13 protein-coding genes are annotated in these 12,000 nt (G+C 59.7%); 6 read left to right on the forward strand and 7 right to left on the reverse strand.

What is annotated here, in order from left to right:
• Window positions 1-27 precede the first annotated feature (27 nt).
• Entirely contained in the window at window positions 28-1,014 is a 987-nt protein-coding gene (locus ACR0D8_RS16685; protein ID WP_480648173.1) for an NAD(P)H-quinone oxidoreductase, read from the reverse strand.
• Window positions 1,015-1,078: 64 nt separating this feature from the next.
• Window positions 1,079-1,771: a COQ9 family protein gene (locus ACR0D8_RS16690; protein ID WP_480648175.1), complete on the reverse strand. Its 693-nt coding sequence runs from the start codon at window positions 1,769-1,771 to the stop codon at window positions 1,079-1,081.
• Window positions 1,772-1,882: 111 nt separating this feature from the next.
• On the opposite strand from ACR0D8_RS16690, the gene rpsU reads away from it, so the two are divergent.
• The 3 genes from rpsU (at window position 1,883) to ACR0D8_RS16705 (ending at window position 4,882) form a co-directional block, all read left to right on the forward strand.
• Entirely contained in the window at window positions 1,883-2,089 is a 207-nt protein-coding gene (gene rpsU, locus ACR0D8_RS16695; protein WP_005614280.1) for a 30S ribosomal protein S21, read from the forward strand.
• Between the two features lie 300 nt (window positions 2,090-2,389).
• Window positions 2,390-3,517: a CAP domain-containing protein gene (locus tag ACR0D8_RS16700; protein ID WP_480648177.1), complete on the forward strand. Its 1,128-nt coding sequence runs from the start codon at window positions 2,390-2,392 to the stop codon at window positions 3,515-3,517.
• Window positions 3,518-3,718: 201 nt separating this feature from the next.
• On the forward strand, window positions 3,719-4,882 hold the full coding sequence (locus ACR0D8_RS16705) for a CAP domain-containing protein (RefSeq protein WP_480648179.1): 1,164 nt from the start codon (window positions 3,719-3,721) through the stop codon (window positions 4,880-4,882).
• A gap of 57 nt (window positions 4,883-4,939) precedes the next feature.
• On the opposite strand, the gene ppk2 is transcribed toward ACR0D8_RS16705, so the two are convergent.
• Together ppk2 and ACR0D8_RS16715 are read right to left on the reverse strand one after the other, a co-directional pair.
• A complete protein-coding gene (gene ppk2, locus ACR0D8_RS16710) occupies window positions 4,940-5,857 on the reverse strand; it encodes a polyphosphate kinase 2 (RefSeq protein WP_475154871.1) in 918 nt (305 codons plus the stop codon).
• A 306-nt stretch (window positions 5,858-6,163) separates the two neighbouring features.
• Window positions 6,164-6,622, reverse strand: a complete 459-nt coding sequence (locus ACR0D8_RS16715) for an Lrp/AsnC family transcriptional regulator (protein ID WP_480648181.1) — start codon at window positions 6,620-6,622, stop codon at window positions 6,164-6,166.
• 136 nt (window positions 6,623-6,758) lie between these two features.
• Between ACR0D8_RS16715 and ald the strand changes: the two genes are divergently transcribed.
• Window positions 6,759-7,877 carry an alanine dehydrogenase gene (gene ald, locus ACR0D8_RS16720; RefSeq protein WP_475154879.1) on the forward strand — a complete coding sequence of 373 codons (1,119 nt, stop codon included), beginning with the start codon at window positions 6,759-6,761 and terminating at the stop codon, window positions 7,875-7,877.
• Window positions 7,878-8,067: 190 nt separating this feature from the next.
• On the opposite strand, the gene ACR0D8_RS16725 is transcribed toward ald, so the two are convergent.
• Window positions 8,068-8,874 carry a mechanosensitive ion channel family protein gene (locus ACR0D8_RS16725; RefSeq protein WP_480648183.1) on the reverse strand — a complete coding sequence of 269 codons (807 nt, stop codon included), beginning with the start codon at window positions 8,872-8,874 and terminating at the stop codon, window positions 8,068-8,070.
• Window positions 8,875-9,090: 216 nt separating this feature from the next.
• On the opposite strand from ACR0D8_RS16725, the gene ACR0D8_RS16730 reads away from it, so the two are divergent.
• Window positions 9,091-9,789 carry a glutathione S-transferase family protein gene (locus ACR0D8_RS16730; protein WP_475154887.1) on the forward strand — a complete coding sequence of 233 codons (699 nt, stop codon included), beginning with the start codon at window positions 9,091-9,093 and terminating at the stop codon, window positions 9,787-9,789.
• Window positions 9,790-9,856: 67 nt separating this feature from the next.
• On the opposite strand, the gene ACR0D8_RS16735 is transcribed toward ACR0D8_RS16730, so the two are convergent.
• Window positions 9,857-10,306 carry a YtoQ family protein gene (locus ACR0D8_RS16735; RefSeq protein ID WP_480648185.1) on the reverse strand — a complete coding sequence of 150 codons (450 nt, stop codon included), beginning with the start codon at window positions 10,304-10,306 and terminating at the stop codon, window positions 9,857-9,859.
• 88 nt (window positions 10,307-10,394) lie between these two features.
• Window positions 10,395-11,030, reverse strand: coding sequence for a class I SAM-dependent methyltransferase (locus tag ACR0D8_RS16740; RefSeq protein ID WP_480648187.1), 636 nt, complete (start codon window positions 11,028-11,030; stop codon window positions 10,395-10,397).
• Between the two features lie 84 nt (window positions 11,031-11,114).
• Here ACR0D8_RS16740 and ACR0D8_RS16745 point away from each other — a divergent pair, with 84 nt between their 5' ends.
• Window positions 11,115-11,999: a LysR family transcriptional regulator gene (locus ACR0D8_RS16745; RefSeq protein WP_480648189.1), complete on the forward strand. Its 885-nt coding sequence runs from the start codon at window positions 11,115-11,117 to the stop codon at window positions 11,997-11,999.
• Window position 12,000 lies beyond the last annotated feature (1 nt).

Here is a 12,000-nt window from a genome sequence, read left to right on the forward strand (position 1 = left end):
AGCGCGGACCGGGCCCGCGCAGATGTCCTAACCGGCCACGTTCAGGACGATCTTGCCGATATGACCCGAGCTTTCCATCCGCGCGTGCGCCGCCGCAGCATCTGCCAGGGCGAACTCGCTGTCCATGACGGGGGCAACCTTCCCGGCCTCCAGTAACGGCCAGACCGCCTCGTGCAGATCCTGCGCAATCTTCGCCTTGGCCAGATCGCTTTGCGGGCGCAGCGTGCTGCCGGTCAGGGTCAGGCGCTTGACCATCATCAGGGCAAAATTCAGCTCGACCACCGGACCCTGCAGGAAGGCGATCTGAACCAGACGCCCATCCTCGGCCAGCGCTTTGACGTTGCGCGGGATATAGTCGCCGCCGACCATATCGAGGATCAGGTTCGCACCCCCTTCGGCGCGAAGGACACCGACAAAATCCTCGTCCCGGTAGTTGATCGCCTTCTCGGCCCCCAATTTAACGCAGGCCTCGCATTTCTCATCCGACCCGGCAGTGACAAAGACACGGGCCCCGAACGCATTGGCCAGCTGGATCGCCGTGGTGCCAATACCGCTGGAACCGCCATGGACCAGAAACCGCTCGCCTGCCTTCAGCCCGCCGCGCGTGAACACGTTGGACCAGACCGTAAAGAAGGTCTCCGGCAGGCAGGCGGCCTCTTTCATCCCCAAGTCCTTTGGAACCGGCAGGCAATGCGCGGCGGGCGTCGCCACGTATTCGGCATAGCCACCACCCGGCAGCAAGGCGCAGACCCGATCGCCGGGTGTCAGCCCTTCGACCCCCGGCCCGACGGCGACAACCTCGCCCGAAGCTTCCAACCCCGGCAGATCGCTGGCACCCGGAGGCGGATCATACGCCCCGGCCCGCTGCAATGCGTCCGGGCGATTCACCCCTGCATAGGCCACTTTAAGCACCACCTGACCCAATTGCGGTTCGGGCATCGGGCGTTCAGTCAGTTGCAGAACGTCCGGGCCGCCGGGCTGGGTGATTTCAACGGCGCGCATCATCTGGGTCATGGGCAAATCTCCTTTGCGCAAGGCCTAACAGGCAATCCGCCAAAGGCCCAGCGGCAAGACGGGTCTACTTTCGCGGGTTCAATACACCGGGCAGATCGCCCCGCATTTTCATCGGTGGTTTGACCTGACCGGCCAGCCAGTTCGGCACCGCCAGAAACGGTTTCAGCAACGGGTTGCCGTTGACCTGCGCCTTGAGCTTTTCGAACAGCATGACGTCACCGATGCGGCGGCCCAGAAACTCCCATGTCTTCTGATGACCCGGCGAATCGTCCCCCAGCCAGAACAGCAGGGTCGAAGAATAGACCCCCGACAAAGTCGCCCGCTTTGTGTACCAGTTCACATCGTCCGAAGTGTCGCCCAGCGTATCCCAGATCAGGTCGCAGGTCTGCCACAGCGCCCTGGCCCCGTCGGCCGCATGCGTTGGCAGGGAAAACAGGGTCATGCCTCGGCGCACCAGTTCTTTGTCCGGCACGGCCTCAAGCCGGAACCGCACAGCCGTCGCGATGCGGTCGCGGAATTTCAGATCGCACAGGTCGGCAGATTTCAGACGCTCTGCCATGGCGGTATCCCCCTGTGCATGAAACGCCAGCGCCAGATCAACCGCGCCGCGCGGGCAGATCGCACGCGCCAGCGCCGCGTCCATGGCGCAATCATCAATGGCGGCACGAAAGCTGGTTTCCGACCAGCCGTCAAACGGCACATGCGTCAGCATCGCGTCCAAAAGCTGCTGTTTGGCGTCTTCATAAGTGGTGGTCATGGCGGTTCTCCGGTTCTCGGGGCCAGTACTAGACAAGATAGAGACGCTTTGCTATACGGCCAACTCCTGCAATTTCCTTGCAACTCTATCTAGAAAGGTGGTGACAACCACATGCAGGTTAGTGTTCGCGACAACAATGTCGATCAGGCGCTTCGTGCCCTGAAGAAAAAGCTGCAGCGCGAAGGCGTGTTCCGTGAAATGAAGCTGAAGCAACATTTCGAGAAACCGTCCGAGAAAAAAGCGCGCGAGAAAGCTGAAGCGATCCGCCGTGCCCGTAAACTGGCACGTAAGAAAGCACAGCGCGAAGGTTTGCTCTAAGAGCTTACCAAGTCTCGCCCAGCTTTGGATGACACTATTTGACGACCCCCGAGGCCCCGCCCGGGGGTTTGTCGTTTTCAGGGCCGGTTGCATTCCGCCGACACGAAGGCGCCCCTGTGCGACAAGCCGCCATTTCCACCTTAGCAACATTTTGCCCGGCGTTTTGCAGCGCAGCGAATCCCGTACAGGTAGCGCGGCACTGCCAGAATTCGCCTGATGTTCGTCAGCCTCTATCAGCCCTGCCGATGCCCCCTGTAACTGGCCCCGTCTACACAGACGACCACTCAAAACGGAGGCATCATGTCCACTGCAAGTACATACGAACAGGAAATGCTGGCGCTGATCAATGCAGAGCGTACAGCACGGGGGCTGAACCCGCTGCAGCTTGAAACCCGCCTGAACGATTCGTCCGAAGATCACAGCACCTGGATGCTGGACACCGACAGGTTCAGCCACACCGGAGCAAATGGATCAAGCGCAACAGAGCGCATGGAAGATGCCGGGTTTGATTTCTCGGGCAACTGGCGATCCGGCGAAAACATCGCCTGGCAATCGGAACGCGGCGCACCGGGTATCAGCGATGATGTCGAACAGTTGCACCAGAGCCTGATGAACAGCCCCGGCCACCGCGCAAACATTCTGAACCCCGATTACGAATATATCGGGATCGGGATCGAGGAAGGCAACTATGACGGCTGGGATGCCGTGATGGTGACTCAGAACTTTGCCACCACGGACGCAGCGGTTGTTTTGGACAACGGCAACACGCCCACCCCGCCCGCGGATGTCGTTGAAGACCCTGTGTCGGAAGACCCGGATACCGACGTAACCGACACCGAGGACACGACACCGGATACCACTGAACCCGATGTCACCGATACTGCAGAGCCGGATACGGACACGCCAGACACCGACGTCACCGAAACCGAAGACCCGGATACGCAGATGCCGGACACGGACGTCACCGAGACCGAAGACCCTGACACGGAAGCACCGGAAACGGACGTAACCGAGACTGAGGAGCCTGATGCAGAGACACCCGATGTCGACGAAACCGACACTGACGAGACGGACACGGATACGCCTGAAACAGAGGTGACCGACACCGACGAAACGGAAACGCCCGATACCGACGAAACGGAAACGCCCGATACCGACGTGACGGACGCTGACACGCCCGGCAGTGAATGCTTCGACGTCGCAGAGTTTCTTGCGGCGATCGAGGACTTCGTGAACGATCTGCTGGTTCTGGTGGACGATTTCAGGATGGACGACTCACCGGTTACGGATGACTTCATGCTGGCGTGGGACGGTTGCGGCGACGCCCCGGACATGTCCGAGACCCCTTTGGATGCGGGTACCGACCCGGTCGACACCAGCCTCTACTTTGGGTTTGTCGACGACGGGTGCGCGATCGACTTTGTCTAAGCCCACCCACCGCCGCGGAGCGCCACCCCGGTGCCCCGCGGCACCTACGCCCATGTCTGCGCAAGTTTTCGCACATATGGGGTGAATCCGGCGGTGACAATTCGCCTAAAAGGCCAGTGGCGTCCAGATTGCGGCTATATCCCGCCAAATTCTCGCCATTAATGTCGCCCCAAAATTACACAACCTTTTGGAGGCAGAATCATGTCAACGGCCAGCAATCTCGAAAGGCAGATGCTTGCATTGATAAACGACGAGCGCACAAGCAGAGGGCTGAAACCCCTTGAGCTTGAACGGCGACTCAACGACTCCGCCGAGGACCACAGCGAATGGATGCTGCAAACGGACATTTTCGACCACACTGGTGTCGGAGGCTCCAGCGCGACTCAGCGGATGAGGGATGCGGGGTTCGTTTTTTCTGGCAACTGGCGGTCCGGTGAGAACATCGCATGGCAATCCGAACGCGGATCTGCCGGTGCAAGCGACGACGTGGTGCAACTACATCAGAGCCTGATGAACAGTCCCGGGCATCGCGCCAATATTCTGAACCCGGATTTCGAATATATCGGGATTGGGATAATGATCGGCAATTTCGACGGGTGGCCTGCGGTCATGGTCACCCAGAATTTTGCGCGGACTTCAGCCCCGGTTCAGCTTGATACCGGTGTACCGGACGCACCCGCGACACCTGTCCGAGAGATCGTGGCCGCCGGCACGGTGGGCGATGCAAGCGACGACTGGTTCGTTATGCAGGCGGGTGCCCAGGGACGACTGGATGGCAAGGGTGGTGACGATATTCTTGTCGGACAAACCGGTCAGGACGTTTTGATCGGCGGTTCCGGCAACGACAATTTGTCAGGACGCAATGGGAACGACTCGCTCATCGGCGGCACAGGAGACGACACAGTGAACGGCGGCGCCGGGCATGACAATCTGCGAGGGCTGGAGGACAATGACAGATTGATCGGCTCCGGTGGCAATGACAGGTTGTACGGAGGAACGGGCAACGACCTTACGCATGGCGGCGACGGCAACGATATTCTGGCTGGTAACGCCGGCAATGACCGTCTGGTCGGGGCCGCAGGAAACGACCGCCTCATCGGCGGCGGTGGGAGTGACACGCTGATTGGCGGCGGCGGCTCGGATCAGTTCGTGTTTACCGCCGGGACCAACACAGTTATTGACTTTTCCGGGCAGGATCAGATTTTTCTGAGGTCGTCCAAAGAAATCGCCAACTACTCGGACCTGATCAACAACCACATTCGTCAATCCGGAAGTGACGTCGTCATCGACGACGGTTTGGGAAATACAATGATCCTTGATGATGTGTTGGTTGCCGATCTGGGTCGGGAAAGCTTTATCTTCTAAGGCAAACGCCCAATCAGAAATTCAGCAAATGCCCCCGATCCGGGGGCATTTTCCGTTTCAGAATATCTTTGGCACATGAAGCTCATCCGGCAGGATGCGCCGTTCGTATTCTGGGTTGTACCTGCGATCCGGCAGGTTGACCTTTTCCTGCGGCACATCCGTATAGGGGATCATGGTCAGCAAATGCTCGATACAGTTCAGGCGTTCGCGTTTCTTGTCGTTGCCTTCAACAATATACCAGGGTGCCTCGGGGATGTTGGTGCGGAAGAACATGTCTTCCTTCGCCTTGGTATAGGCCTCCCAGCGAATGCGCGATTCCAGATCCATCGGGGACAGTTTCCACTGTTTCATCGGGTCGTGAATGCGCATGAGGAATCGCAACTGCTGTTCTTCATCGGTGATCGAGAACCAGTATTTCAGCAGGATGATGCCCGAACGGACCAGCATGCGTTCAAATTCGGGAACGTCCTGAAAGAACTGCTCAACCTGATCTTCGCTGGCAAATCCCATCACCCGTTCAACCCCGGCCCGGTTGTACCAGGACCGGTCGAACAGAACGATCTCGCCCGCGGCCGGCAGGTGCGGGACGTAGCGCTGGAAGTACCACTGGCTCTGTTCCCGGCGGCTCGGCGCCGGCAGCGCCACCACGCGGGCAACCCGCGGATTCAGGCGCTGGGTGATACGTTTGATCACGCCCCCCTTACCGGCACTGTCGCGGCCTTCGAACAGTATGCAGACCTTGGCGCCGGTATGCTGCACCCAATCCTGCACCTTGATCAGTTCGGCCTGAAGGCGCAGCAGATTTCGGAAATAGACCTTGCGGTCCAACATGTCGGGATGCTGATCCTTGTAGATCTTGCGGATTTCCATTGAAAGCATAGGTTCGCTGAACTCGATTTCGAAATCCTCGTCCAGCGTGTCTTCCAACTCGGCTTCCAGCCAGTCTTTGGGGACGTCGTCATTTTCGTAAGCCAAGGTCTTTTCCTTATCGTCTACCGGGTCCGGACCGTACAGGGCGAGTGTAACCGCCTGATGTCATCGGAAAAATTGATGACAACCCATTCCAACAGGAATCCGCCCAGAGCCGCAAGGTCAGGGCGATGCAAAACAGAGTTCGGTCGTCCCCCATATTTGGACCCGCAGGCGACAGGATACAACCGTCAGAATTGCCGCATTGCCAACGGGTTGGCGTTATTCCGCCTTGGCCCGGCACCTCATAGCACGCGTTGTCACGGTTCCGGAGCTCGCCGGACACCCAGCCATCAGAACGTCAGGGGCAGGTCACACAGGCAAAGCCGTGGTCTTGAACACCGTGCGCAAAGCAAAGGAACTTTGCATTTGCGCCACCCCCGGCAGGCGCGACAGGTACTGGCGATGGATGCGGGCAAAATCCTCGGTGTTTTCGGCGACGACCTTCAGGATATAGTCCGCTGTTCCGGCCATCAGGTGGCATTCCAGAACGTCCGGAATGCGCGCGACCGCCTTTTCGAACGCATCCAGAACCTCTTCGGCCTGCCCCTGCAACGTGATCTCGACAAACACAGTCGTGGGCACGTTCATCTTGCGCGCGTCCAGCAGCGCGACATAGTTCCGGATAAACCCATCGGCCTCAAGCCGCTGCACCCGCCGATGACAGGCAGAGGGTGACAGATTCACCTGTTCGGACAGTTCCGCGTTTGACATTCGCCCGTTCCGCTGAAGGGCGGCCAAAATCTTTCTATCTGTCGTGTCGAGGCTCATGCGCGCAAATCCATTGCAGGTTTTTCACACTTTATCGAAGATTATCCCGAAGAAAAGCCTGTTTCCGGGCAGAGTTTCACAGAAATTGCACTGCCAATTGCACATAATTTGAGCAGTTTATGAATGGAGAGCCAAAATGAAAATCGGTTGCCCCAAGGAAATCAAGCCACAGGAATTCCGCGTCGGCATGACCCCCAATGCGGCTCAGGAGGCCGTTGCCCGCGGCCACGAGGTCATCATCGAGACCGGAGCCGGGCAAGGGTCCGGCTTTGACAACGATGCCTATATCGCCGCAGGCGCGCAGATCGTGGACACCGCGGCCGAAGTGTTCGCCACCGCGGACATGATCGTGAAGGTCAAGGAACCTCAGGCGGTCGAGCGCAAGATGCTGCGCGAAGGTCAACTGCTGTTTACCTACCTGCACCTGGCGCCGGATCCGGACCAGACTCACGATCTGCTGGCCTCGGGCTGTACCGCGATTGCCTATGAGACGGTGACCGACGAAACCGGCGGTCTGCCTTTGCTGGCGCCGATGTCCGAGGTTGCGGGCCGGCTGGCCCCGCAGGTCGGGTCGTGGACGTTGCAAAAGGCCAATGGCGGGCGCGGTGTCCTGATGGGCGGTGTGCCCGGTGTCGGGCCGGCAAAGGTTGTTGTCATCGGCGGCGGTGTCGTCGGCACGCATGCTGCGCAGGTTGCGGCCGGAATGGGCGCGGACGTTACCGTGCTGGATCGGTCTCTGCCCCGCCTGCGCTATCTGGATGATGTGTTCGGCCGCCAATTCAAGAACCAGTATTCGACAGCCGGCGCGACGGCCGAGCTGATCCAGACCGCGGATATGGTGATCGGGGCGGTTCTGATCCCCGGCGCGGCAGCCCCCAAGCTGGTGACGCGGGCACAGCTGTCCACCATGAAACCCGGTGCGGTGCTGGTCGATGTCGCCATCGATCAGGGCGGATGCTTTGAAACCTCGAAGGCCACGACCCATGCCGAGCCGATCTACGAAGTGGATGGGATCATGCATTACTGTGTCGCCAATATGCCGGGCGCTGTTGCGCGCACCTCGACCATCGCGCTGGGCAACGCGACGATGCCCTTCATGCTGGCGCTGGCGGACAAGGGCTGGAAACAGGCGTGCCAGGACGACCCGCACCTGCTGGCCGGTCTGAACGTGCATGCTGGGCAACTGACCTACTACGCGGTCGGCAAAGCGCTGGGGCTCGACGTGGTTTCGCCCAATGTGGTGATCAAGTCCTGACCGCTCCCGCCGCTGAATGCGCTCTTGCGCAAGAGCGCTTTCCAGCGTTGGGCCAGGCGCCGCACCTTCGGCGCGGCGCGGTTGCGCCATTACAGACGGTTTCACAAGGGTAGCAGCGCCGCGCGATCAGCGCGGCGCCGGGCCCAACCGGAGGCGGGCATTTCAATGCCCGACCGACGGGCGGGAGGCTTTACGCCTTTTTCTGAATTTCCACCGAATGCGGATAAGGGATCGAAACGCCCTTGTCGTCGAACGCCTCTTTCACCGCTTTGGTGACTTCGAATTTGACATCCCAGTAATCCGCCGCCGCACACCACAGCCGCGCGGTCAGGTCAACCGAGCTGTCGCCCAGATTGGTCACACGGACCCAGGGTTCCGGGTCGTCGTGGATGCGACTGTCCGATTGCGCGATCTCCAGAATGATCTGCATCGCCTCATCGGCGCTGTCGCCATAATCGATCCCGAAAACCAGATCGACACGCCGCGTTTCATGGGCCGAATAGTTTGTGATGATCGACCCCCAGGATTGCCCGTTCGGGACGATGATCTGGACATTGTCCGGCGTCACCAGTTCGGTCGTGAACAGGTTCAGGTCCTTCACCGTTCCCGCAGTCCCGCCGATATCCACATACTGGCCCAGCTTGTAGGGGCGGAAGACAACCAGCATCACACCGGCGGCAAGATCGCTGAGCGTCCCCTGCAGCGCCAGACCGATGGCCAGAGATGCCGCACCCAGAATAGCGACGATACTGGTGGCCTCGATCCCGAAGATACCCAGCACCGCAACCAGAACCATGGCCAGGATCGCCCATTTGACCAGGCTGGCAACAAAGTTTCCAAGCGTCTGGTCAATATGCGGCGTCGCATTGATCCGGCGGCGCGCCATACCACCGATTGCACTGGCCACGATCCAGCCAGCGATCAAAACGATCAGCGCCTTCAACGCATTCATGATCAGCGGGGCATAGGCACCCACCTGTGTTACGACCTCATCCACGCGCATCTCCTTTCGCTTAACTCTCTTCCTGCATCGTCGCCGCAGGCTTTGCCCGAATCCTGGGCGATATCCGGCCTGCAATCCAGGTGTGAGATGCACGGGTTTTCCCCGTTGTTCCAAATCACACAAGCCCTGACCGGGAATGCACAACTCTGACACTGGCAGGAACGCCCCTGCGCGCCTACCTTCTGAGGGCAGCCCAAAAAGGAGCGCCCCATGCTGGATATCACGTCCCATCCGATCACGGCCCGCTGGCCCGCGAAGTTCCCGGAAAAGATACAACTGTATTCCTATCCCACGCCGAACGGGGTCAAAGCCTCGATCATGCTGGAGGAAACCGGCCTGCCGTATGAGGCGCATCTGGTCACCCTTGCGGATGCCGACGTCAAAAGCCCGGAATTCCTGTCGCTGAATCCGAATAACAAAATCCCCGCCATCATCGACCCCGACGGCCCGGACGGAGAGCCCATCGGCCTGTTCGAAAGCGGTGCGATCCTGCTGTATCTGGCCGAGAAAAGCGGCAAGTTTCTGGGCAGGACCAAGGCGGATAAGCACAGTGTCACCCAATGGCTGATGTTTCAGATGGGCGGCGTTGGCCCGATGTTCGGCCAGCTTGGGTTCTTTCACAAATTCGCGGGCAGCGAGATCGAAGACCCCCGCCCCCGCGAACGTTATGTCAACGAGGCCAAACGCCTGCTGAACGTGCTGAACCAGCAGTTGGACGGTCAGGACTGGATCGCCGGTGACTACTCGATTGCTGACATGGCCATCGCGCCCTGGCTGCGCGGGTTGGATTTCTATGGCGCCAAGGAGCTTGTCGGCTGGGACGATCACACCAACCTGGGTGCGTATCTGGAGCGTTTTCTGGACAGGCCCGCCGTGCAGAAGGGCCTTGTGACGCCGCCACGGGACTGAGCAGGTTCATGAACTCGGCCGGGTCCGCAACCACCGAAGATCGCGGGCCTGGTTGTTCTTACCGCAACTAACCGGGCAGCTTGCCGGTCAGCACATAACGCAGAACCTCGACCACCTGAGACGGGTGTTCCGCCACTGCCAGCGCGGCGGCGTCGACTTCTTTCAGCGCGTGCTGATGATCCGGACCGTGCAGGACGATCAGCGATTTTCCCAGCGCCGCGGCATAACCCGCATCGAAGGCCGCGTTCCATTGTTTGTACTTGTCGCCGAACCGAACGACGACGACATCCGCGTCCGCGATGCCCTTGCGGGTGCGGATCGCGTTGACCATCGCGCCCTTGTGGTCATGCCAGTATTTTTTCGGTTCCGCGCCCAGAATGGCCACGCCGCAATCGTCGCTGGCCTCATGATCGGTCACCGGGCTGTTGAACGTGATGTCCAGCCCATGCGCTCCGTCGATGATCTGTTCGCGCCAATCGGTGTGGATTTCTCCGGAAAGATAGACATTCAGGCCCATGGCAAACTCCGCTGTTGCTTCGGGGCCTGTTTAAGCCGCATTGGACCGCAGCCCAATGCGGAATGTGCAGAAAAGCCTGTTACGGATATCAAATCTTGCGGGCGACCAGATATCGCGACGGCGGCGTCGCCGGAAAATTCCCGCATTCGATCACCTCGAACCCGGCATTGGTCACAGCGGCTTCCAGAGTTTCGACATTGAACAGATTGACATATGGCGCTTTGCCCAAGAACTGCATCAACGGCAGCATGAGCTTAAGCAATCCAAACTTGAACCCCAATCCGCCCTCGGCAAGACACGGCGTTTTGGAGATGAACAAGCCGCCCGGAGACAGTTGCGCGTGAATGTCCGCAAAGACACTTTCGATATCCGACGCAAGATGGAACAGGTTGAAACCAAGTATGGCGTCATAAGTCTGCCCATCATCGGGCTTGGTGATATCAATTGTTCTGAACGAAATATTGTCGAGCCCTTCTGCCTTCGCCTTCTCGCGGCCAATCTCCAGCATGGCTTCGGAGAAATCGCTGGCGGTTATGTGGGCGACCGAGGGCGCAAGCAGCAACGCCGTTGAACCCGTTCCGCAGCCAAGTTCCAGAACCTTTTGGCCCTTGGACAGGTAGGAGCGTGTCCGGCCCAGAGTGTATTCATAAGATTCCACGTCGCGGATCGGCGAACGCGAGTACTTCGCGGCAATACCGTCCCAGAAAGTTGCAGCTGTTGTCATGGTCGATCTCCTTTGCGCGCAAAGTATTCATGCATGGATCGAATATAAATTGCCGAATTTCGCAGAGCGCTTATACATATTTGCATGACCGATCTGGGCGAGTTCGACTGGAATCATATCCGTGCCTTTCTGGCGACGGCCGAAACCGGATCGTTTTCCGCCGCCGCGCGGCAACTGGGCCAAACGCAACCGACACTCAGCCGCCAGATCGCCGCGCTGGAAGGGGATCTGGGCGTGATGCTGTTCGAACGCGTCGGTCGCGCGCTTGAGATCACTCAGGCGGGCCTGGAGCTGCTGGACCACACCCGCACCATGGGCGAGGCCGCCAATCGCATCGCGCTGACGGCGTCAGGTCAGGCGCAGTCGATCGAAGGCCGGGTCCGGATCACCGCCAGCGACGTGATGTCCGCCTATTTCCTGCCGGATATGTTGCGCGAAATCCGGGCGCAGGCGCCGCGTCTGCGGATCGACGTCATCGCCTCGAACGACATCCGTGACCTGATGCGGCGCGAGGCCGATATCGCGATCCGGCATGTCCGCCCCGATCAGCCGGATCTGATCGCCAGGCTGGTGCAGGAGGCGTCGGGCCATTTCTACGCCACCACCGAATATCTGAACCGCGCCGGGCGCCCCACATCCAAACGCGCCCTGTCACGGCATGAATTCATCAGCTTTGGCGACACCGACCAGATGATCGCCTATCTGAAGCCGCTTGGCGTTCACCTGACGGGCAACAATTTCCGGCTGGGGTCGCAAAACGGGATTGTGGCCTGGGAATATGCCAAGCAGGGCTTTGGCATCGCGCCGATGTCGCAGGTGATCGGCGACGCGACCCCCGGCGTCGAACGGGTGCTGCCCGGGATGGAGGCCATCAGCTTCCCGATCTGGCTGACCACCCATCGCGAGTTGCACACCAGCCGCCGTATCCGGTTGGTCTATGATCTGCTGGCCGAGTTTCTGTCGAAATGAA

This window comes from Ruegeria sp. BG10 (assembly GCF_056538575.1).